Origin of the sequence: Promicromonospora sp. Populi (assembly GCF_041081105.1) — a bacterium.
GTDB lineage: Bacteria > Actinomycetota > Actinomycetes > Actinomycetales > Cellulomonadaceae > Promicromonospora.
Window position 1 is genome coordinate 5,004,942 of sequence record NZ_CP163528.1, and the last position, 21,673, is coordinate 5,026,614.

A 21,673-nucleotide genomic window follows, 5' to 3' on the forward strand; every position below is an offset into this window, starting at 1 on the left:
TCGCATCATCGTTTCCATCTGTGCTCACCATCGACTGCAGCGGTCAGGTCTCTGGGGTGATCCTCGTCCCTCTGCGGCCAGAGTGACGTTAGGCCGTTCCTCAGTCTGACGCTCCTAAAGTCGGGCATCCGCGGTAACCGACACCGCCGCACGGCTGGAGTGCGTGTCGGTGGTCCCGCGTAGACTTACCCACCATGACCGAACCACTCTCCAACCCGCAGGGCGAGCCCAGTACGCAGGGCGGCACGAGCGTCCTCGAGCGCGAGGAGACCCGGGAAGAGACACAGCCCGGAGACCACGAGCGCTTCGCGCACTATGTGCGCAAGGAGAAGATCATGCAGTCCGCTCTGAGCGGCAAGCCCGTGATCGCGCTCTGCGGCAAGGTCTGGGTACCGGGGCGGGATCCGGGCAAGTTCCCGGTGTGTCCCCGGTGCAAGGAGATCTACGAGGGTCTTCGTGACCCGCAGGACGGCGGCGAGGGCGACTCCAAGAAGTGACGAGCCAGCCGCAGCAGCTGCCCCACACACCGTCGTCTGCGGCCGCTTCGTCGCTCAGCCCTGCCTTTCCGCGCCGCGCCCCCTGGGGTACGGCGTCGAGTCTGCGCGCCTGGCAGGCGGAGGCCCTGGAGCAGTACCGCGAGCAGAACCCGCGGGACTTCCTGGCCGTCGCCACCCCCGGCGCGGGCAAGACGACGTTCGCGCTCCGGATCGCCACCGAGCTTCTCGAACAAGGGGTGGTCCGGCGCGTCACCGTCGTGGCGCCCACCGAGCACCTGAAGACCCAGTGGGCCGACGCCGCGGCGCGGGTCGGCATCCGCATCGACCCGCACTTCAAGAACTCGCAGGGCCGGCACGGCACGCACTACGACGGCGTCGCGCTCACCTACGCGCAGGTAGCGGCCAAGCCGGCGCTGCACCGTGCCCGCACGGAGGCGGCGCCCACCCTCGTGATCCTGGACGAGGTGCACCACGGTGGTGACGCACTGAGCTGGGGTGAAGCCGTCCGCGAGGCCTTCGAGGGTGCGGACCGCCGGCTGGCGCTCACCGGTACCCCGTTCCGCAGCGACACGTCCGCGATCCCGTTCGTCCAGTACGAGGCTGACGCCGAGGGCATCCGCCGGTCCAAGGCGGACTACACCTACGGCTACGGCGAAGCTCTGCGCGACCACGTGGTGCGCCCCGTGCTGTTCATGTCCTACGCGGGCGACATGCGCTGGCGCACCAAGATGGGCGACGAGGTCAGCGCCCGCCTCGGCGAGGCCATGACCAAGGACCTCACCGCGCAGGCGTGGCGCACGGCGCTGGACCCGGAGGGGCAGTGGATCCCGTCGGTGCTCTCGGCCGCGGACAAGCGCCTCGCCGAGGTGCGCCGCACGGTGCCCGACGCCGGCGGCCTGGTCATCGCGACCGACCAGGACAACGCGCGCGCCTACGCCAAGCACCTGCACGAGATCACGGGCAAGCGCCCCACCGTCGTCCTGTCCGACGACGAGGGCGCGTCCGGGCGCATCGAGGAGTTCGCGCAGAGCGAGGACCGCTGGATGGTCGCGGTGCGCATGGTGTCGGAGGGGGTGGACGTGCCGCGCCTCGCGGTCGGTGTGTACGCCACGAGCGCCTCCACGCCGCTGTACTTCGCGCAGGCCGTGGGCCGGTTCGTGCGCGCCCGCAAGCGCGGCGAGACGGCGTCGATCTTCCTGCCGAGCGTCGCGCCGCTGCTGAACCTCGCGGGCTCCATGGAGCAGGAGCGCGACCACGCGCTCGACCGGCCGCGCACGGCCGAGGAGCAGGGCATCGAGTACGACCCCGAGGCCGCGCTGGTCGCGGAGGCGAACAAGGAGGAGAAGGCGTCCGGCGAGCTGCTGGGCTCGTTCCAGGCGCTGGACGCCCAGGCATCGTTCGACCGGGTGCTGTTCGACGGCGGCGAGTTCGGCACGAGCGCCGACCTCGGTTCCGCGGAGGAACAGGACTTCCTCGGCCTGCCGGGACTCCTGGAGCCGGACCAGGTGGCCACGCTGCTGCGCCAGCGCCAAGCGGACCATCTCAAGGCCCGCGGGGGAGCGCCGACGTCCCGCGAGGTCGAGGTAGAGCGGTCCGAGCAGGAGCACCGCCGTGCGGCGGAGCTGCGCAAAGAGCTGTCCAAGCTCGTCTCCGCATGGGCCAAGCGCAGCGGGCAGCCGCACGGCATGGTCCACGCCGAGCTGCGCCGCAAGTGCGGCGGGCCAGAGGTGCCGCTGGCCACGGCCGACCAGCTCGAGACGCGCGTGGCCCAGGTCCGGCGCTGGTTCGTCGGGCAGAAGTAGTGGCGAGCGCCACGATCCGCATGCTGAGACAAGACGGCTCCAACGGCCTGTTCACACCGCCCGGTACAGGTCTCTGGCCTACCGTGAGTGCATGACCGACGAGCTTCGGGGCATCGGCGCCTCGCTCACAGACTCGTGGCCTGCGTTCGACAATGGTGTCGATGAACCGCGGCCGCTCCCTGCAGCACCCCTCCCGGCGGTGCGGCCGTCGGTTGCGCTCCTGACCGACCGCTATGAGCTGACCATGCTCCAGGCGGCGCTCGCGGACGGTACGGCACACCGCCACTGCGTGTTCGAGGTGTTCACCCGACGTCTGCCCGCGGGCCGCCGCTACGGCGTCCTGGCGGGGACGGGTCGCGTTCTGGAAGCGCTGCCACATTTTGTCTTCGAGGACGCCGAGCTGGCGTTCCTCGAGCAGAACGGTGTGGTGGACCGCAGGACTCTGGACTACCTCGCGAGCTACCGGTTCACGGGGACCATCCAGGGTTACGTCGAGGGCGAGGTGTTCTTCCCGGGGTCGCCCGTGCTCCAGGTCGAGGGGACGTTCGCGGAGGCGGTGCTGCTGGAGACGCTGGTCCTGTCGATCCTGAACTACGACTCGGCGGTCGCGTCGGCGGCGTCGCGCATGACGAGCGCGGCCGGTGGGCGGCCCGTGCTGGAGATGGGTTCGCGCCGGGCGAGCGAGCAGGCCGCCGTGGCGGCGGCCCGGGCGGCCGTGATCGGCGGCTTCGCCGGCACGTCGAACCTCGAGGCCGGGATGCGTTACGGGCTGGACACCATCGGCACCGCCGCGCACTCCTTCACGCTGCTGCACGACACGGAGCGGGACGCCTTCGCCTCGCAGGTAGCGTCCCTGGGCCCGGGTACAACGCTGCTGGTCGACACGTACGACGTCAGGAAGGGCGTGGCGACTGCCGTCGAGGTGGCGGGGACCGGGCTGGGTGCCGTGCGCCTCGACTCCGGTGACCTCGGTGGCCTGGCGCAGGAGGTGCGGCGCCAGCTCGACGATCTCGGCGCCCGGGAGACCAAGATCGTGGTCACGTCGGACCTCGACGAGTACGCGATCGCGTCGCTGGCCGCCGCGCCGGTGGACGTCTACGGCGTGGGTACCTCCGTAGTGACCGGTTCGGGCGCGCCGACCTGCGGCATGGTCTACAAGCTGGTGGCCCGCGCCGATGCATCGGGTGTGCTGCAGCCGGTCGCGAAGGCGTCGCCGAACAAGACGTCGGTGGGCGGGCGCAAGGCCGCCGCCCGGCGTTACGGCAGGGACGGGCACGCCGTGGAGGAGATCATGGTGACCGGCCCGGACGCGGCGGTCGCCGAGTGGACGCCGCAGAGCGACGACCTGCGTCCGCTGCTCGCCCCACTGGTGGTCGACGGCGCCGTCGACTCGCGCTGGGTGGGCCCGTACGGCGTGGCGAATGCGGCGATCAACCACGGCATGGTGCGCGCCGAGCTGCCGCGCGCCGCGCGCCGTCTGTCCGGCGGGGAGCCGGCGATCCCCACGGTGGACCTCCGGCTGGACAGCCTGCTCGACTGACGAGGTCACAGCCAGGCGACAACTTCGCGAAAATCTTGGACAGGGGTGTCCAGCGGAGGGACGAAACCGCCTAGAGTGAGACCTGTGACTTCTTCCCCTCCGCCGCTGCTCAAGCCCATGGGGTCAGCCGGGACGGCCGTCGAGGAGGACACCGAGACGGACATCCTCGCGGGGGTCGCGGACCCGTGGGTGACGATCGTCTGGAACGATCCGGTGAACTTGATGTCGTACGTGACGTACGTCTTCGAGAGCTACTTTGGGTACCCGCGGGTGAAGGCAGAACGGCTCATGACACAGGTGCACAAGAACGGTCGCGCAGTCGTGTCCACGGGCGGACGCGAGCGCATGGAGGTGGACGTGCAGGCGATGCATGGGTTCGGTCTGTGGGCGACGCTGCAGGAATCTGGCGCGCGGGGAGCCGCATGACACCGTTCCGCGCCATGCGGCGGGGTTACGAGGCCAGGTTCGAGCCGGTAGAGCGGATCGTCCTGGCCCGGGTGGCGCGCGACGTCTCGGACATGCTCCGCGAGGAGGCGGGGCTGGACCTGTTCGACGACGGCGGCGAACCGGGCATGGCAGCGCACACCGGTCCGGGCAAGGGGCAGGCGTGGGCCAACGGCCTGCTCGCTCCGGACGAGCTGACCGACGCCGACCTGGCCCGGCTCACGGGGGTGACCGGCGTCGGTCGTGTCCCGACGGACCCCGCGGCTCGGCGGCTCCTGCCCGACGCGAGCAAGGACGACTCGGAGATGGCCGACGAGTTCCGCCGGCTGACGCAGAACGACGTGGCGAGAACGAAGGTGGACCGGCTCGAGGCGTTCGCCGCGCTGCTCGACCTGCCGACGGGGGACGACGCGCCGTCGCCGCTGGGCCGGCACGGGGCGCCGCCTCCGGTGCGGGTGCCGCGCGAGGACGCCGAGCAGTTCGCCGGGGCGCTCACCGACGTGCGGCTGGTGATCGCCGAGCGGCTCGGTCTGAAGACGGACGACCAGGTCATGCACCTCACCGACGAGATCATGTGGGACCGGCAGGCCGGCCGCGAGATCCCCGTGGCGACCGACGGCCGCGCCGCCCGGCGGTTCTGGTCCGGGGTGTTCGTCGCTGCCGGCTACGCCCAGGAGACCCTGATGGACGTGATGCTCGCCGAGCTGCGTGGGCGGCGCCCACCCACCGCTATGTAGTCGTCAGACGTCGTAGACCGTGCCCGGCACGGCCACGTCCACCGGGCCCGCATAGGTCGCGCGCGCCTCGGCCAGGGATTCCGCGGGGTCGTTCCACACCGGCAGGTGCGTGAGCAGCAGGCGGCGGGCGCCCGCGTCGGTAGCGAGCTGCCCGGCGCGGCGGCCGGTGAGATGGATGCCCCGCTCGACGACGTCGTCCCGCCCCTCCAGGAACGCCGCCTCGCTGAGCAGCAGGTCGACGTCGCGCGCCAGCTCGACCACGGAGGCGCAGGCGTCGGTGTCGCCGGTGTAGGCCAGCGTCGCCGTCCCGCCCGATGACGACGGGCCCGTGACCCGCACCCCGTACGTCTCGACCGGGTGGAACACCCGGTGCGGCTCGATGGTCAGCGGGCCGATCTGGACCAGCTCGTGCTCCGCCCAGGGGCGGAAGTCGAAGTCGTGCGCCATGGACTCGCCCTCGCTCAGCCCGTACGAGAGCGCGACGTGCCGCTCGGCCGTCGTCGGGCCGTAGATGGGCAGGGGGGAGCGCTTGTGGCCGGCGCGCAGCGAACCGTGCACGGGGTGGTAGCGCAGGTAGACGTACAGGCCCGACAGGTCGGCGCAGTGGTCGGGGTGCAGGTGCGAGATCGAGACGGCGTCGAGCGCCATCGGGTCCATGTAGTGCTGCAGGGCGCCGAAGGCGCCGTTACCGAGGTCGAGCAGCACGTTCCAGTCGCGCGCCTCGTGGCCGGCGGCGGCCGCCTCCGCGGCCGGGACCCGCACCAGGTACGACGACGCGGGTGTCGCGGGCCCCGGGAACGAGCCGGAGACGCCGAGCGGGACCAGGCGCATCAGACGGCCTCCACAAGAGACACCTCAGGGCCGAGGAACCGGCTGGCGAGCTGACCGAACGGGGCAGGGTCACCGGTGGTCAGGAAGCGGTGCACGGGGGTGCCGACGTCGGGCGTGCGCTCCAGGTCGTGCTCGACGAGGGTGCGGTACACGTCCTTGGCGGTCTCGTCGGCGCTGGACACCAGCGTCACGTCCTCGCCCATCACGTAGGAGATGGCCCCCGCGAGCAGCGGGTAGTGCGTGCAGCCCAGCACGAGCGTGTCGACGCCGGCCGCCCGGACCGGGTCGAGGTACTCGTGCGCGAACTTCTGCACCTCGGGCCCGGAGGTGCGGCCCTCCTCGACGAAGCGCACGAACTCGGGGCAGGCCTGGCTCGTGATCGTCAGGCCGGGGGTGACGTGGAAGGCGTCGTCGTACGCGCGCGACTGGATGGTGGTGCGCGTGCCGATCACGCCGATCCGCCCGGTCCGCGTGGCGGTCACCGCTGCCCGGGCCGCGGGCAGGATGACCTCGACCACGGGGATGCCGTGCCGCTGGGTGTACCGCTCGCGGGCGTCGCGCATCATCGCCGACGACGCCGTGTTGCACGCGATGACCAGCATCTTCACGCCGTCGGCCACGAGCCGGTCCATGGCGTCCAGCGCCATGGCACGCACGGCGGCGATCGGCTTGGGGCCATACGGGCTGTTCACGGTGTCGCCGAGGTACCGGACCTGCTCGTTGGGCAGCTGGTCCAGGATGGCGCGCGCGACCGTGAGGCCGCCGAGGCCGGAGTCGAAGATGCCGATGGGCGCGTCGTTCACGGGGTGAAGCCTATCGACGAGTGCGTGTCCGCACTGTGACCCATGAGCCGTGCGACGCGTGACGCGCACCACGTTCGGCCAGGTCAGGACCGTCCTCGAACTCCGGCACATCCGGGCTGTGGGTGTGACCGCCTAGGCTGGTCGCATGACCTCCAGCACCGACAAGATCGTCCGCGCCGACGGGCGCGCCACCGACCAGCTCCGCCCCGTGCAGATCACCCGGGGATGGCTCGACGAGGCCGAGGGATCGGTGCTCGTGGAGTTCGGGCGCACCCGCGTGCTGTGCGTGGCGTCGTTCACCGAGGGTGTGCCGCGCTGGCGCAAGGGGTCCGGTGAGGGCTGGGTCACCGCCGAGTACGCGATGCTGCCGCGCGCCACGAACGAGCGCAGCCAGCGGGAGTCCGTGAAGGGCAAGATCGGCGGCCGCACGCACGAGATCTCCCGCCTGATCGGCCGGTCGCTGCGCGCCGTCGTCGACATGAGCGCACTGGGCGAGAACTCCATAGTGCTGGACTGCGACGTGCTCCAGGCCGACGGCGGCACCCGCACCGCCGCGATCACCGGCGCCTACGTGGCGCTCGTCGACGCGATCGCCTGGGGCCGCCGGCACGGGCACGTCAAGGGCGGCAAGCAGGTGCTCTCCGACTCCGTCTCCGCGGTGTCGGTAGGCATCATCGACGGCACCCCGATGCTCGACCTGCCCTACGTGGAGGACGTGCGCGCCGAGACCGACATGAACGTGGTGGTCACGGGCGCCGGCAAGTTCATCGAGGTGCAGGGCACCGCCGAGCACGCGCCGTTCGACCGCGCCGAGCTCGACGCGCTGCTCGACCTCGCGGTGGGCGGCACTGCCGAGCTGGCCAAGATCCAGCAGGACGCGCTCGCGCGGGAGCTCGCGTGACGGCACGGATCGTCCTCGCGACGCACAACACCAAGAAGGTGGGCGAGCTGCGGGCGATCCTCGCGGCGTCGGGCCTGGTTCTGCCCGACGGCGGCCTGGTCACCTCGGGTGAGGTCGGCGCACCCGAGCCCGTCGAGGACGGCGTGACGTTCGCCGAGAACGCGCTCATCAAGGCGCGCGCGGTGTGCGCGGCGACCGGGCTGCCCGCCGTCGCCGACGACTCCGGGCTGGCCGTGGACGTGCTGGGCGGCGCGCCCGGCATCTTCTCGGCGCGCTGGGCCGGCAAGCACGGGGACGACGTCGCGAACCTGGAGCTGCTGCTCGGCCAGCTGGGGGACGTGCGGCCCGAGCACCGCCAGGCCGGTTTTGTGTGTGCCGCGGCGCTGGTCGCGCCCGACGGCCGCGAGGAGGTGCGCCTCGGCGAGATGCGGGGCGTGCTGGAGACCGCTCCGCGGGGGACAAACGGGTTCGGCTACGACCCGATCCTGGTCCCGGACGAGGACCCGCGGCTCGGGGCGACCGACCGCCGTCGGACCGCCGCGGAGCTGGACCCGGACGAGAAGAACGCGATCTCGCACCGCGGCAAGGCCTTCCGCGCCCTGGCCCCGGTGATCCTCGAGGTGCTGGGCGGCTAGCTCTCGGCGTTCGCCGCCTGGGCCCGCCGCAACGCGGTGACCAGGGCGCGCCAGCCCAGCATGGTGATCGCCAGGAAGATTGCCGTGACCAGGGCGAACGACCACGCCAGACCCTGCCCGCTCACGGCGCGCAGCACCAGGCCGACGAACACGGTGGTGAACCAGATCAGCACGCCCGTCGGCCAGATGCGGGTCGGGTCGTGCCACGCGCGGGTCCAGGCCCAGCCGATCGCGGCGGCCAACGCGAACGGCCACACCACGCGGCCGAACGCGGCGATCAGCGACCCGTCGTGCGACGCGATGCCGATGAAGGTGAAGGCGAGGACAGCGACGGCGTCGGCCACGGCCGCGGGCCAGATCGGAACTCGAGCGTTGCTCACAGGCCCAACCCTAGGCGCTGCCGGGACCCCTACGCGTTGCCGGGACCACCGGGCGCGGGGCGCCGGCTCTGCTTCGACAGGTCGGGGAACAGCTGCACGTAGTCCCCGAACGCCGCCTGCACCTGGTCCGGCTCCAGCCCGTACCGCTCAAGGGTGTACTGGTGCCGCGGCCGCTGCTTCGGCGCCTCCCGCTCCTGGGCCAGGTTCGCGTCGTCGGGGGCGCTCCACCCCGCGCCGAGCCGCTCGAACAGCTCCGGCAGCGCCGTGCCCGGCTCTCCGGTGAGCCGGCTGTACGGCAGGTCGACGACGGCGCCGGGCCCCAGCTCGGCGCGCTGGGCGAGCGCCCGGGAGACCCCCTGGGACATGATCTCCAGCCAGTCGCGACCGGCCTGGGCAAGATCCACGGCGTCCGGGTAGCGGTGGATGCGCTGCGCCGACTCGGCCAGGGAGCACAGCGAGGCCAGCGCCGTCTCAGGATCGCGATGGGTCCACACGAACCGGGCGTCGGGGAACACGTCGTGGATCGCCGTCATGTGGAAGAGGTTCGCCGGGTGCTTGAGCACCCAGCGCCGGGCGGGCCGGCCGTAGGACAGGACCTGGAGCGCGGCACGCAGGAACCGGTAGTCCGGCCGCTGGTCGAAGGTCTCCAGGAGCTTGAGATAGTCCGGCATGGGCACCCCGGCCGCGTGCATCTCCGAGTGCGTCCGGAGGAACGTGTCCTCCTCCTCGGCCTCCGCGTACATCGGGTGGATGGTGTCCCACGTGGAGCTGAGTGCCGACGTCATGGCGAACCGCCGCCGGGTGCGCCGAATCAGCGCGGCCTCGGTGCGGCCGTCGACGGCGAGGCCGGGATACGTCATCTCCCAGAGCTTCGGCCCCCGGTGGCCGGGTGATCGGGCCAGGATGTTGTAGGCGAACGTGGTGCCCGTGCGAGGCAGGCCGACCACAAAGATCGGTGCGTCCACCGGTTCGTCCGCGAGCTCCGGGTGCCGGGCGTGCAGGTCACGCACCACCACTCGGTTCCGGATGCGGCCCTCCACCAGCGCCTGTCCCGCCGCCCAGCCGAGCGGGCTCAGCCCGGGAAAGTCGGCGAAGGCGCGCAGAGCCAGCCGGAGGTGGTCCAGGTCTGCCGCGTCCTCGGCACTCAGCGGCGCCCGATCGCGGGAGGCGCGCGCGATCATCCGGTCGAACACCGCGTCGGGGTCCCGGCGGGTCCGGGTTCCGGGAGTCAGGAGCAGGTTGGTCAGGAGCAGCGCGGGTGGGGTTGCGGGGGCGGTCGGGGGCACGTTACTCCAGGTGAAAGCGGGTATTTCACCCTATTCTGACGTAAGCGGTCGTCCAGGTAAAGCGCGCGATGTGCAGCTGCGGTGTCGGCCCACGAGCCCCGTAGTTCGGCCTGAGCCGGCGTCCCCCGTAGGCTTGGCGGATGCACCTCGTCGCGCAGGACCTGGCCTTCGCGTACCCGGGGCGGGACGTGCTGGCCGGCGTGAGCGTCACCGTGAACGACGGCACTCGGCTTGGTGTTGTCGGCGAGAACGGGTCGGGCAAGTCCACCCTGCTGCACCTCCTGACGGGCGACCTGCTGCCGAAGTCGGGCGCGGTGCGCCGCCAGGGCAGCGTCGCCCTCGTCGAGCAGGAGCTGCACCCCACCCCCGGCCAGACCATCGGCGACCTGGTCGCCGGGACGCTCGACGGCCTGCGGGCCGCCGCAGCGGAGCTGGAGGCGGCGGCCGCCGCGTTCGATCACGGCTCGGGCGACCTCGCGGTGCTCGAACGCACCCTCTCGCTCGCCGAGCACCTCGCTGTCTGGGACGCCGACCGTCGCGTCGAGGTCGCCCTCACCCGGCTCGGCGCACCACGCGACCCCGGCCGCCGGCTCGACCGGCTCAGCGTGGGGGAGCGGTTCCGGGTCCGTCTCGCGTGCCGCCTGGCGGAGCGTTCCGACCTGCTCCTGCTCGACGAGCCCACCAACCACCTCGACGACTCCGCCATCGACTACCTCACGGGTGAGCTCGTCGCATGGCGCGGCGGGGTAGTGCTCGTCACGCACGACCGCGAGCTGCTGGACGACGTCGCCACCGCCATCCTCGACCTCGACCCCTCCTGGGACGGCAAGTCCGTGCTCTACGGGCAGCCCGGCTACCTGGCCTACCGGTTCGCCAAGAACCAGGCCCTGCACCGCTGGCGGCAGCGCTACCGCGCCGAACGTAAGCGGGCGGCGGCGCTCGCCGAGCGGCTCGACGAGTCCTACGAGGGGCTGTCGGACGAGTGGCGTCCGGCCAAGGGCTCGCAGAAACACCGCCGCGCCACGCACGCCCGGATCCACGTCAAGGCCGCCGACCGGCTGATCCAGAAGCTCGAGGCGGAGGCCATCGAGGTGCCGAAACCGCCCGTGGAGCTGGGCTTCCCGGACCTCCCGGCTATGTCGCCGGGCTGGGACCCGGCCCACCCCGTGGTGGAGGTGCGCTCGCCGCGTGTCGGTTCGTCATCGGGCATCGGGGCCGACAACGGCGTCCGCCTGGACCTGCCCGGCACGCGGATCGCGATCCCGCCGTCGGGCCGGCTGCTGATCGTGGGCCCGAACGGCACAGGAAAGTCGACGCTGCTCGGGGCGCTCGCCGGGACCCTCACGCTGGACCGGGGGAGCCGGGCGGTCGCGCCGGGGGCCCGCATCGGCGTCGTCGGCCAGGAGAGTGCGCCCATCACGGGCAAGGCGCGCCTGCGGACCGGGTTCGAGACGTACGCCGACGAGGCGCTGCGACTGCTCGCCTCGGGTGAGCTGGACCCCGACCACGTGGTGCCCGTCGCGGGGCTGGGCCTGCTCAGCGAGGACGACCTGGACCGGCCGCTCGCCGAGCTGTCCGCGGGCCAGCGCCGCCGGTTCGAGCTGGCGCGGGCGCTTTTGCACGCGCCGCACCTGCTGCTGCTCGACGAGCCGACGAACCACCTGTCGATCGACCTCGTCGACGAGCTGACGCGGGCGCTGCAGGTCACGCCGTGCGCCGTCGTCGTCGCGACGCACGACCGCCGCATGCGCTCGGACCTGGAGGACTGGCCAGTCCTGGACCTGAGCTGACGGTGAGAGGCTGATTCACATTGCAGCGCTGGGCGACAGCGGCCTATTCTGGTACCAGCTCGTCGCGCTAAGCGGCGGGAAGTGAGCCCGAGAGCCAGCCGGACGGCTGTGCGCTCGGGCTTCGCGCATTTCAGGTGTCGATCACCTTCGTCACCAGCTCGTCGCAACGCGGCCGCCACTCGCCGCCCCGCGCCCACGCCCAAGCGACTGCATCAGGCAGCGCGAGCAGCGGCTCGCTTGCCGCGCGGTCGTGTCGATAGCGCAGGGTGTTCTCCGCGTGGTGGGCCTTGGTCACGGCAACGAGAACGCTCCGGTCCATCTGGATCATGCTGTCATCGTGCTCGATGCAGATGCTCGTCTGTGCGTCCCGGAGCGCACCCGCGACGAGCTCCTCAAGGCACGACTTGCGACGGTCGGCTTCCTTGCGCCGCGGTCGGTCCGCTCCGCCAGCCCGAAAGATCGTTGCCTCGACCGGGAGCTTGGCGATCGCCGCGAGGATCTTGCGTCGTCGTGAGTCGCTCTCACGATGCATGTGCAGTCGCGCTTGGCCCGGCATCGTCAGCGACCTGATCGTGGAGCGCGCCGCCTTGAGATCCGCACTATCGATGGCAACGGCGACCAGCAGGTAGTCGCGCGCTTTGGTCTCGTCCACGAACACATGCCCGCTCAATCGAACTTCTCCTTGATGGTCTGGGTGGCGGGCTGTTGCGTATACGCAACGGGAACCGACATCTTCAGGTATCAAGGATCAGGCTATGTGCACTCCTGGAGGAGTGCTCGTCGGTGGCGCGGTCGGGGCTACGGCAGGCGGCCCACGTGGGCCATTGCCTGCTTGATCAGCATGCCCTGGCCGTTCATCATCTCGGTCTGGACGTCGTCGGCGCACGCCTCCTCCGGCGTGAGCCAGGCGAGGTCCAGCGCGTTCTGCTGGGGGCGGCAGTCGCCCGTGACGGGCACCACGTACGCGAGCGAGACCGCGTGCTGGCGCGGGTCGTGGAACGCGGTGATGCCCGGCGTCGGGAAGTACTCGGCGACGGTGAACGGCTGCGGCGACGGCGGGACCTGCGGCAGCGCGACCGGCCCGAGGTCCTTCTCGATGTGCCGCAGCAGCGCGTCCCGGACCCGCTCGTGGTACATGACCCGCCCGGAGACCAGGGCCCGGGTCATCGCGCCTTGTGTGTTCACCCTCAGCAGCAGGCCGACGGCGACCACGTCACCCGAGTCGTCGACCCGGACCGGGATGGCATCGACGTAGACGAGCGGGAGCTGCGCTCGCACGACCGCGAGGTCCTCGTCGGTCATCCACCCGGAGACCTGCGAAGGGGGGTCTCGGTAGAAATCGTCCTGGGGGTAGTCGGCAGTGTCCGTCACGGGTCCGTTCTACCAGTTCGGGCCGCGCCACGCCGGACCCCGCGCGCCGTCGGACGGCTACGGGGGTGTTGAACGGCTCACGGAGGGACAATTCCTGGAATAGCCGAGAGCAGAACTGTGCTGCACGAGGGAGACGTTCAACGAGAGGAAGCGTGACATGGCCACCGTCGAGATCAGCGACGCGACGTTCCAGCAGACCGTCAGCGACAACGGGATAGTCCTCGTGGACTTCTGGGCCACCTGGTGCCCGCCGTGCAAGATGTTCGGACCCATCTTTGAGGCGTCGTCGGACACGAACGAGGACATCGTGCACGCGAAGATCGACACCGACGCGAACCCCGGCATCTCGACCGCCGCGCAGGTGACGTCGATCCCCACGCTCATGGCGTTCCGCGACGGCGTGCTGGTGTTCCGCCAGGCCGGCGCCCTGCCCGCGAAGGCCCTCGCCGAGGTGGTGGAGGCTGTACGCGGCCTCGACATGGACGTGGTCCGCAAGGACCTGGCCGCTCAGGAGAGCTGACGCGGCGGGGCCGGCACGGCACAGCGAGTGCGCGAGGCGGGACTCGAACCCGCACGTCCGAAGACACCAGGACCTAAACCTGGCGCGGCTGCCAATTACGCCACTCGCGCGCGCCGCACAGTCTACGGGCAGGTGAGCGACCTGTTCAGCGAAATGCGGCGAGCCCGGTGATGTGCCGGCCCAGCACCAGCGTGTGCACCTCGTCGGTGCCCTCGTAGGTGCGTACCGACTCCAGGTTGCTGGCGTGCCGCATCGGCGAGTGGTCCAGGGTGATGCCGTTGCCGCCCAGCACGGTGCGCGCCTCGCGGCAGATGTTGATGGCGATGCGGGCGTTGTTCAGCTTGCCGGCCGAGATCATGTGTCCCTCCAGCCGTCCGGCGTCCTTGAGCCGGCCGAGGCGCAGCGCCATGAGCTGCGCCTTGGTGATCTCCAGCGCCATGTCGACGAGCTTGGCCTGCGTGAGCTGGAAGCCCGCGATCGGCGTGCCGAACTGCTCGCGCTCCTTTGCATAGGCCAGGGCGTCCTCGAACGCGTCCCGCGCCGCACCGACCGTGCCCCACACGATCCCGTAGCGCGCCTCGTCGAGGCACGCGAACGGCCCCGCCAGGCCGGGGTGCTCGGGCAGCAGGGCGTCCGCGGGCAGGCGCACGCCCGCCAGGGTGATGTCGCACTGCACGGAGGCGCGCATGGACAGCTTCGGCTCGATGGGCACCGCGGTAAAGCCCGGGGTCGACGTCGGCACGACGAACCCACGCACCCGGTCGCGCACGCCGCCGTCGGCCTGCCGCTCGGCCACCTTGGCCCAGATGATCGCGACGTCCGCGAAGGAGGCCATGCCGATCCACCGCTTGGCGCCGTCTAGGACCCACTCCCCGCCCGTGTCGCCGCCCTCGCTGCCCGCCTCGAAGCGGGCGCGGGTGGTCATGCTCGCCGGGTCGGAGCCCGCGCCGGGCTCGGTGAGCCCGAAACAGCCCACCAGCTCGCCCGTCGCCATGCGAGGCAGCCACTGCTGCTTCTGGGCCTCGGAGCCGTGCTTGTGGATCGCCGACATCGCCAGCGAGCCCTGCACGGAGACGAACGTGCGGATGCCGGAGTCGCCGGCCTCCAGCTCCTGCGCCGCGAGCCCGTACTCGACGGCGGATCGGCCCGCGCAGCCGTAACCGTCCAGGTGCATGCCGAGCACGCCGAGCTCGCCCAGCTCGGGGACGAGCTCGCGCGGGAAGTACGCGTCGGCGAACCAGCGGGCGATGTTCGGCCGGACTCGACGGTCCACGAACTCGCGCACGCGGTCCCGCGTGGCCAGCTCGGCGTCGCTGAACTCGGTGTCGATGTCGAGCAGGTCGGCGGGGGAGGTCATCCGCTCAGTCAAGCCCGAGGACCTTGCGGATTCTGGCCACGTGGCCGGTCGCCTTCACGTTGTAGAACGACTCGGCGACGGTCAGGTCCGGGTTCACCACCACTGTGGAGCGGATCACGCCGGTGTAGGTCTTGCCGTAGTTCTGCTTCTCGCCCCAGGCGCCGTACGCCTCCAGGGTCGCGTGGTCCTCGTCGGACGCGAGCGGGAAGGTGAGCGTCTCGGCCTCGGCGAACTTGGCCAGCTTCGCGACCTTGTCGGGGGAGATGCCCACGACGGCGTAGCCCGCGCCCAGCAGGGACGCCTCCGAGTCGCGGAAGTCGCACGCCTCCTTGGTGCAGCCCGGTGTCGCGGCGGCCGGGTAGAAGTACACGATGACACCCTTGTCCGTGCTCTTCGCCAGGTCGGCGAGGCGGACGGTGGCGCCGTCGGCGGTCGGGAGGGTGAAGTCGGGGGCCTTGTCCCCGGGTTCCAGACGAGTGGTCATGCCCGCAACGTTAACCCTTTTCCCGGCCTCCCTCCGCGGTCGCGTAGCGTTGTCGTGTGAGCACTCCCGCTGTTTCAGACGCCGCGACCGAGCCCGGCACCCTCCCGATCCGCATGCTGCATGACCGACTCCTGGTCGAGCCCGAGACGGACTCCGCGGAGCGGCACTCGACGGGCGGCCTGGTGATCCCCGCGACCGCCGTCGGGCCCAAGCGGCTCGCGTGGGCAAAGGTCGTGGCCAAGGGTGAGCACGTGCGCCAGGTCGACGTCGGCGACCGGGTTCTGTACGACCCCGAGGAGCGCGCCGAGGTGGACCTGGCCGGCACCGACTATGTGCTCCTGCGGGAGCGTGACGTGCACGGCGTGGCCCAGAGCGACGAGGCGGACGGCTCGACGGGCTTGTACCTGTAGGTCAGTCAGGCGGGCCGGACGTCGGTCTGCAGCAGCTCCAGGCGCTTGATCATGCGGCGCACGATGAGCAGCGGGATCGCACCGAAGACGCCGAACGACATGTCGATGAGGCTCCAGCCCCACGGGATGTCCCGGATCGGCCCGGCGATCAGGGCCAGCGGGATGATCCCCGCGCAGGCGATCAGCCCGAAGTCGATGATCCAGATGTTGCGGACCGGGTCGCGCAACGGACCCCAGAACGCGACGGCGATGACGAGGTGCGCGAACGCGAGCCAGTCCGTGCCGTACGCGATGAACGGGTAGTCGCGCGCGGTGGTCTCCAGGCCTTCCCGGACGCGGGCGAACCAGTCGACGAGGCTTGGCAGCCAGGCGTCCACGCCCCACGCGACAAGGAGCTCATGGCCCCAGCGGACCTCCGTCGTCAACGGGAACGCCGTGACTCCGCTCAGCACGAGGCCGATGATGAAGACGATCAGCCAGGCGCGCACGCGCCGCATGAGGACGGCCTGCTCGGACTCTGCCGCGCCCTCGAGCGGGGCGCCCGCGCTGGTACCGGTGACGGTCATGTTGCCGGAGCGTAGCGGCGGTCCGCGGTAGCCCGCTGTCGTGCAGTTCACAGGCCCGGGCGGCTCGTTCGGTTACCGGTGACGCCGCAGGTCCTGGTAGTGTTTCTTCCCGTTGCGCGCCATTAGCTCAATTGGCAGAGCAGCTGACTCTTAATCAGCGGGTTCTAGGTTCAAGTCCTAGATGGCGCACCAACGTGACGGTCCAGCAGCCCCTCTGTGGGCGCTGGCGAGGGCCTGTCGCGAGGGCGGAGAAAGCGGTGCGCCAGAGGGGCCAAGCCCTGGTAATCTTTCCGTCGCAGGCGCCATTAGCTCAATTGGCAGAGCAGCTGACTCTTAATCAGCGGGTTCATGGTTCGAGTCCATGATGGCGCACAACACGGCGAAGGCCCCCACCACGGTGGGGGCCTTCGCAATTCCCGCCGGGCTCCCGTGTCAGGACTCTCAGCCAGGTCCCAGACAATTTGTCCGGTTGTCGCCTGCCGCTCCCGCGCCGTTCATCCGACAGGTCCAGGTTGATCTGCGGGCGTGCTCGGAGCCGTCCACCCCACGGAGCACAGGGAGGACGGCCATGCGGCCAGTCACCAGGATTCAGCGAACGAGCCTGCGGAGGCGGCAGCAGCTCGGCCTTGTCGCGGCGGTCACGGCGGCCACGCTCGCCATGACGGGGTGGGCCGCGACGTCGTCGGCGGCCGCACTCCCGGACACCGCTGCCGCGGACACCGCCGCCGCGGAGACCCCGGCGAGCGGGACTGCGGCGTCGGCCGCGCATGCGCCGGAGGCGCCGGCGTCGGGCAACCCGATCCTCACTCCCGACGACGGCGAATTCCTTGAGGGGACCGTTCCCGTCGCGGCCGAGCCCGTCGCGCCTGGCGACAGCGTCGAGAGCCTTACCGCAGACGGCGCCGACGTACCCGGCGCCACCGAGACGCTCGGTACCTCGATCCTCGGCTACGACGTCGCCACGAACTCGACCGAGGCGCGCTACCAGAACTACGTGTTGATCAACGGCTCGGAGCCGATCTACCTGCCCGACGCCGTGAGCAAGCGCGTCGAGCTGGAGGTCCCAAACGCCTACCTCGTGACCGGCGAGAACACCGTCGAGGTAGTCGTGGGCACCATCAACACCGACTGCGGCGTCAACTACGACGACTTCGTGCTGTCGAACTTCACGCTCGAACCGCTGGGCGAGATCGCCGACGGCGAGGAGAACGAGTACACCTACTCGTTCGGCGACGGGAGCTGCGGCACCAACACCAGCCTGCTGCTGCGCGCTGAACTGTCGTTCTTCGTGCAGGGCGACCCGCAGGGCACCACCGGCCTGAGCGCCGATCTTGACACCACGACGTTGGCCAACGGCAGCCACACGATCGAGGCCCGCACGGCCGGGGGCGACACGACCACACACACGGTCCGCGTGAACAACGCGCCGACCGGCGCGCCGCGCCTGACTCCGACGGACGGGACGCTGGCCAACGGCACGGTCACCGTCACGGGCGCCCGCCCGGCGGACGGCGACGGCGCCACCACCGAGCTCACGGTCGACGGCGACGCGGTCGAGGCCACGGCGACGCTCGGCACCGGCGACGCGGCGTTCTCCTTCAACGTCGGCTCGAACTCGATCGACGCCAACGCCGCGAACCTGCTGGTGGTGAACGGGATCGAGACGCCGGTGGGCGGCTCCTACGTGAGCCAGCGCGCCAGCATCGTGCTCCCGAACGAGTGGCTGCGCCCCGGCGAGAACACCGTCAAGGTGGTCACCGGCACGTTCCCGGGCGACTGCAACCGCGACGACTTCACCATCTCGAACCTCGCGCTGACGCCCACGGCGGGCACGGCGACCGGCGTCGGGCTGCGGCCCTCCTACGCCATGGGCGACGGGACCTGCGGCTCCAGCGGCACCGCGCTGCGCGAGGTCACGCTGACCTTCCAGGTGGACGCTCCCGCGCGCGGCCTGCGTGCCGACGTCGACACGACCGCCCTGCCCGACGGCGAGCACAACCTCGCGGCGACCTCCACCACCGGCGAGACCGCCACGCGCGCCCTGTTCACGGACAACTCCGGCCCGGCACTCGTCTCCGCCACTCCCGCCGACGGCGACCGGCTCACCTCGGCCGTGCCCCTCGCGGTCGCCGTGGACGACGCCTCCGGCGTGGTGCAGGGCCCGGACATCACGCTCGACGGCGCGGCGATCGCGGTGGGCGACCCGGTCGGTCCCGGCCTCTCCGCCGGCGCGCACACCCTCGTGGTCTCCGCGACGGACGGGCTCGGCAACGAGGTCGACCACGAGATCGGCTTCGTCAGTGCCGGGATCCCGGACGTGCCGGCGGACGTCGCACCGGCGTCGGGCACCTCGGGTGTCGGACGCACCGCGACGCTGAAGGCGACGGTGAGCGAGCCCGACGGCGGCCGCGTCACCGCGAGCTTCTCCAGCGCAGAGATCCTCACGCCGAACCAGGCGTGGCAGGGCAAGTCGGCGCAGGTCCCGACCACGCTGAGCGTGCGGGGCGAGAAGAAGCTGAGCACCGGGGCGCTGGAGCCGGGCGACGGGCGGTCCGTGGACTCGCCCGCGGCGAGCGACGTGACCTACCAGCGGTTCGACGTGCCGGTCCGCGGCCGGGTCGAGGCGCCGGTGCTGCGCTGGGAGGGCACCGCCGACCCGGCCCGCCTGGTCAGCCTGCGGGCCTGGAACCCCGAGACGGACACCTGGGACGTCGTCGCCTCGGCGCGCGGCGCCGTCGGGGGCGATACCGTCCTGGAAGGCACCGTCACCAGGGACTACGTGGACCGCGGCGAGGTGCACGCCATGGTCACCGGCGAGGACCCCTTCGCCGACGACATCGACCCGGGGGACCCGAACGGCTTCGCCGACCCCGACGGCTACGACTTCTCGATGGTGCACTACACGGACACGCAGTACCTGTCCGAGGGTGCCGTCGAGCAGGAGACGGCCGAGGAGCGCGCCGTCTGGGCCAGCGGCTACACCGGCGTCATGGACTGGATCGTGGACAACGCCGAGGAGCGCAAGATCGCGTACGTGGCGCACACCGGCGACATCATCGAGAACAACACCCGGGTGGTTCCGCCGGAGCTCGAGGAGCAGGTCCGCGGCGAGCTGGAGTTCGCCTCCGGAGCGCAGGGCCGCATCGACGCCGCGGGCATCCCGAACGGCGTCGTCGCGGGCAACCACGACAACCAGTCCGGCACCAACCCGGAGCTGTACAACCAGTACTTCGGCCCCGACCGGTACGAGGCACTGTCCGAGGACTGGGCGGACGCGTCCTACGGCGGCAGCATGACCGAGGGCTCGAACGAGAACCACTACGACCTGTTCTCGGCGGGCGGCCTGGACTTCGTGGTGGTGGGCCTGTCCTACGGCGTGACGCGCGACGAGGCCGAGTGGGCGGCGTCGATCTTCGACCGGTACTCCGACCGCAACGGGATCCTGCTCACGCACGACTACCTGGAGCCGTCCTCGTCGCCCGACGGGCGCGGGGCCAACTTCGGCGGGTCCGACGGGCCGCTGCTGTACAACCTGCTCGTCAAGGACAACCCGAACGTGTTCCTGGTGCTGGCCGGGCACCGGCACGGCGTGGGCACCAACGTGCGGCCGCCCGTGGTCGGGGACATCGGCGGCGGCGTGGTCGAGCTGCTCGCCGACTACCAGTTCTACACGGTGTCCGCGGACCAGCTCGGGCTCACGCAGATCGGTGGGTACAACCCCACCGACCGGCTCCAGTTCGGCGCGTCGTTCTTCCGGATGCTGCAGTTCGACGTCGATCGCGGCGAGGTCTCCGTCGACACCTACTCGCCGCTGCTGGGCGAGTTCGGGGCCACGGAGTACGACACCGAGCACCGGTACAACGGGCTGGAGGACAACATGGTGCTGCCGGTCGACCTGACCTCCCGCACCACCTCGTTCAGCACGGACTCCGTGGTGCTCTACGACCCGGTGCGTGAGATCGGCCGGTACACCGTTTCCTCCGGCGAGGTCGCCTCGGTCCGGTGGAGCGGCCTCAAGCCGGGTCGCACGTACGCGTGGTTCGTCACGGCCCGCACCTCCGGGGGCGGCACGGCGACGGCGTCGCCGGCCTACTTCACCACGGGGCGCAGTTGAGGCTTCGGCACACCGTCGTCCTGGCGGGGCTGCTCGCGGTGGTGAGCAGCCCCGCCGGGATGTTGCTCGCGGGCCCGGCCGCGGCCCATGACGCCACGAGCGACGTCTACGCGGAGGTGACTCCGGCGACGTCGGACGGCGGTGTCGCCGCGGGGGAGGACGGGACGACGGCGGACGTGACCGCCGTCCTCGACCTCGAGTACGACCTGCTCATGAAGTCCGCCTGGCTGCGGGCCGAGGCCTACGAGGCGACCGGGCAGGCAGACCAGCTCGCGCAGCTCGACAAGCACGAGCGGGCCGTAGACGAGTACGTGACCGACCGCTTCGTGGTCACCTACGACGGCGAGCCGTGCGCGCCGACGCTCGGCGCGGCTGACGTCGTGCAGCGCGGGGAGCGGCCGTACGCCTCCCTCACGTACTCCTTCGCCTGCGACGGTGAGCCGGAGGGCGTGCACGAGGTCTCCAGCGCACTGTTCCCGGACGCCGAGTCGTTCGTGCACTCGACCGAGACGATCGTCCGGTACACGCTCGACGAGGAGGACGGCTCGGCGGTGCTCACCGCGGCGTCGCCGACCCTGATCACGGGGGAGAACCGCCTGCTCAAGCAGGTCGGGGAGTTCTTCGTGCTGGGCGGGGAGCACCTGCTGTTCGGGCTGGACCACGTTCTGTTCCTGCTGGCGCTGCTGATCGGCGCGCGCCGGCTGCGCGACGTCGTCTGGACCGCCACTGCGTTCACCGTTGCGCACTCCGTGACGTTCCTGCTCGCGTCGCTCGGGGTGGTGTCCGTGCCCGCGATAGTGGTCGAGCCGGTCATCGCGGCGTCGATAGCGGTGGTGGCTGCGGTAGACCTGGTGCTGATCTGGCGCGACCGGGCGTCCGCAGGGACCCGGGACGAACTCACGGTCTGGGACCGCTGGCGGCTGCCCGTGGTGTTCGTCTTCGGCCTGGTGCACGGCGTCGGGTTCGCTGGGGCGTTGGGCATCGACGCCGCGTGGTCGTGGGCCCTGCTGTGGTCGCTGCTCTCGTTCAACGTGGGCATCGAGGCGGTGCAGCTCGGCATCATCGCTGTGGTGTTCCCGCTGCTTGTTCTGCTGCGGGCACGAGCCCCGCGGGCCGCCCGCTGGGTGCTCGGGACGGCGACCGCTGGGATCGTCGGTGTGGCGCTCTTCTGGGTGGTGGAGCGGCTGGCGGGGGCGTAACACCCA

General features: G+C 71.1%; 21 protein-coding genes and 3 tRNA genes. 14 read left to right on the plus strand and 10 right to left on the minus strand.

Translation table 11 applies throughout. The annotated features are described in order from the left end of the window. The first annotated feature begins 194 nt into the window (after positions 1 to 194). The 5 genes from AB1046_RS22695 to AB1046_RS22715 all read left to right on the plus strand — a co-directional run bounded on the left by AB1046_RS22695 (position 195) and on the right by AB1046_RS22715 (position 5,020). Complete coding sequence (locus AB1046_RS22695; protein ID WP_369371543.1) at positions 195 to 497, plus strand: DUF3039 domain-containing protein; 303 nt, start codon at positions 195 to 197, stop codon at positions 495 to 497. Beyond that, a complete protein-coding gene (locus AB1046_RS22700) occupies positions 494 to 2,299 on the plus strand; it encodes a DEAD/DEAH box helicase (RefSeq protein ID WP_369371544.1) in 1,806 nt (601 codons plus the stop codon). Before AB1046_RS22695 ends, AB1046_RS22700 begins: the two co-directional genes overlap by 4 nt. Positions 2,300 to 2,390: 91 nt before the next feature. Then, positions 2,391 to 3,839, plus strand: a complete 1,449-nt coding sequence (locus AB1046_RS22705; protein ID WP_369371545.1) for a nicotinate phosphoribosyltransferase — start codon at positions 2,391 to 2,393, stop codon at positions 3,837 to 3,839. A gap of 117 nt (positions 3,840 to 3,956) precedes the next feature. Continuing rightward, on the plus strand, positions 3,957 to 4,265 hold the full coding sequence (gene clpS, locus AB1046_RS22710; protein WP_369375817.1) for an ATP-dependent Clp protease adapter ClpS: 309 nt from the start codon (positions 3,957 to 3,959) through the stop codon (positions 4,263 to 4,265). After that, entirely contained in the window at positions 4,262 to 5,020 is a 759-nt protein-coding gene (locus AB1046_RS22715) for a DUF2017 family protein (RefSeq protein ID WP_369371546.1), read from the plus strand. The genes clpS and AB1046_RS22715 overlap by 4 nt, the downstream gene beginning before the upstream one ends. A 3-nt stretch (positions 5,021 to 5,023) precedes the next feature. Here the strand turns inward: AB1046_RS22715 and AB1046_RS22720 are convergent, their stop codons facing one another. Next, positions 5,024 to 5,851: an MBL fold metallo-hydrolase gene (locus tag AB1046_RS22720; RefSeq protein WP_369371547.1), complete on the minus strand. Its 828-nt coding sequence runs from the start codon at positions 5,849 to 5,851 to the stop codon at positions 5,024 to 5,026. Continuing rightward, positions 5,851 to 6,654, minus strand: coding sequence for a glutamate racemase (gene murI, locus AB1046_RS22725; protein ID WP_369371548.1), 804 nt, complete (start codon positions 6,652 to 6,654; stop codon positions 5,851 to 5,853). Before murI ends, AB1046_RS22720 begins: the two co-directional genes overlap by 1 nt. 145 nt (positions 6,655 to 6,799) lie before the next feature. On the opposite strand from murI, the gene rph reads away from it, so the two are divergent. After that, on the plus strand, positions 6,800 to 7,555 hold the full coding sequence (gene rph / locus AB1046_RS22730) for a ribonuclease PH (RefSeq protein ID WP_369371549.1): 756 nt from the start codon (positions 6,800 to 6,802) through the stop codon (positions 7,553 to 7,555). Beyond that, on the plus strand, positions 7,552 to 8,190 hold the full coding sequence (gene rdgB, locus AB1046_RS22735; RefSeq protein ID WP_369371550.1) for an RdgB/HAM1 family non-canonical purine NTP pyrophosphatase: 639 nt from the start codon (positions 7,552 to 7,554) through the stop codon (positions 8,188 to 8,190). Before rph ends, rdgB begins: the two co-directional genes overlap by 4 nt. Here the strand turns inward: rdgB and AB1046_RS22740 are convergent. Further along, positions 8,187 to 8,570, minus strand: a complete 384-nt coding sequence (locus AB1046_RS22740; RefSeq protein ID WP_369371551.1) for a DUF3054 domain-containing protein — start codon at positions 8,568 to 8,570, stop codon at positions 8,187 to 8,189. The genes rdgB and AB1046_RS22740 overlap by 4 nt on opposite strands. A 29-nt stretch (positions 8,571 to 8,599) precedes the next feature. Beyond that, on the minus strand, positions 8,600 to 9,856 hold the full coding sequence (locus tag AB1046_RS22745) for a sulfotransferase (protein WP_369371552.1): 1,257 nt from the start codon (positions 9,854 to 9,856) through the stop codon (positions 8,600 to 8,602). A gap of 140 nt (positions 9,857 to 9,996) precedes the next feature. On the opposite strand from AB1046_RS22745, the gene AB1046_RS22750 reads away from it, so the two are divergent. After that, a complete protein-coding gene (locus AB1046_RS22750) occupies positions 9,997 to 11,646 on the plus strand; it encodes an ATP-binding cassette domain-containing protein (RefSeq protein WP_369371553.1) in 1,650 nt (549 codons plus the stop codon). Between the two features lie 130 nt (positions 11,647 to 11,776). Here AB1046_RS22750 and AB1046_RS22755 read toward each other — a convergent pair whose 3' ends face one another. Then, positions 11,777 to 12,316, minus strand: a complete 540-nt coding sequence (locus AB1046_RS22755; RefSeq protein ID WP_369371554.1) for a hypothetical protein — start codon at positions 12,314 to 12,316, stop codon at positions 11,777 to 11,779. Positions 12,317 to 12,444: 128 nt separating this feature from the next. Further along, positions 12,445 to 13,017, minus strand: coding sequence for an NUDIX hydrolase family protein (locus AB1046_RS22760; RefSeq protein ID WP_369371555.1), 573 nt, complete (start codon positions 13,015 to 13,017; stop codon positions 12,445 to 12,447). Between the two features lie 157 nt (positions 13,018 to 13,174). On the opposite strand from AB1046_RS22760, the gene trxA reads away from it, so the two are divergent. Further along, positions 13,175 to 13,537 carry a thioredoxin gene (gene trxA, locus AB1046_RS22765; protein ID WP_369371556.1) on the plus strand — a complete coding sequence of 121 codons (363 nt, stop codon included), beginning with the start codon at positions 13,175 to 13,177 and terminating at the stop codon, positions 13,535 to 13,537. Between the two features lie 28 nt (positions 13,538 to 13,565). Here trxA and AB1046_RS22770 read toward each other — a convergent pair. From AB1046_RS22770 to bcp, 3 genes are all read right to left on the minus strand, one after another. Continuing rightward, positions 13,566 to 13,647 (minus strand) — tRNA-Leu (locus AB1046_RS22770). A gap of 35 nt (positions 13,648 to 13,682) precedes the next feature. Beyond that, positions 13,683 to 14,894 carry an acyl-CoA dehydrogenase family protein gene (locus AB1046_RS22775; protein ID WP_369371557.1) on the minus strand — a complete coding sequence of 404 codons (1,212 nt, stop codon included), beginning with the start codon at positions 14,892 to 14,894 and terminating at the stop codon, positions 13,683 to 13,685. Positions 14,895 to 14,898: 4 nt separating this feature from the next. After that, on the minus strand, positions 14,899 to 15,378 hold the full coding sequence (gene bcp, locus AB1046_RS22780; RefSeq protein WP_369371558.1) for a thioredoxin-dependent thiol peroxidase: 480 nt from the start codon (positions 15,376 to 15,378) through the stop codon (positions 14,899 to 14,901). Positions 15,379 to 15,491: 113 nt separating this feature from the next. On the opposite strand from bcp, the gene AB1046_RS22785 reads away from it, so the two are divergent. Then, the gene (locus tag AB1046_RS22785) at positions 15,492 to 15,788 is read left to right on the plus strand and encodes a co-chaperone GroES (RefSeq protein WP_369375819.1); all 297 of its coding nucleotides are present in this window, start codon (positions 15,492 to 15,494) and stop codon (positions 15,786 to 15,788) included. Positions 15,789 to 15,793: 5 nt separating this feature from the next. Here AB1046_RS22785 and AB1046_RS22790 read toward each other — a convergent pair whose 3' ends face one another. Further along, complete coding sequence (locus AB1046_RS22790) at positions 15,794 to 16,354, minus strand: hypothetical protein (RefSeq protein ID WP_369371559.1); 561 nt, start codon at positions 16,352 to 16,354, stop codon at positions 15,794 to 15,796. Between the two features lie 116 nt (positions 16,355 to 16,470). Between AB1046_RS22790 and AB1046_RS22795 the strand changes: the two genes are divergently transcribed. The 4 genes from AB1046_RS22795 to AB1046_RS22810 all read left to right on the plus strand — a co-directional run bounded on the left by AB1046_RS22795 (position 16,471) and on the right by AB1046_RS22810 (position 21,667). Beyond that, a tRNA-Lys gene (locus AB1046_RS22795) sits at positions 16,471 to 16,546 on the plus strand. Positions 16,547 to 16,653: 107 nt separating this feature from the next. Then, positions 16,654 to 16,726 (plus strand) — tRNA-Lys (locus AB1046_RS22800). Positions 16,727 to 16,922: 196 nt separating this feature from the next. Continuing rightward, on the plus strand, positions 16,923 to 20,468 hold the full coding sequence (locus AB1046_RS22805; RefSeq protein WP_369371560.1) for a metallophosphoesterase: 3,546 nt from the start codon (positions 16,923 to 16,925) through the stop codon (positions 20,466 to 20,468). After that, a complete protein-coding gene (locus tag AB1046_RS22810) occupies positions 20,465 to 21,667 on the plus strand; it encodes a HupE/UreJ family protein (RefSeq protein ID WP_369371561.1) in 1,203 nt (400 codons plus the stop codon). Before AB1046_RS22805 ends, AB1046_RS22810 begins: the two co-directional genes overlap by 4 nt. Positions 21,668 to 21,673: the final 6 nt, after the last annotated feature.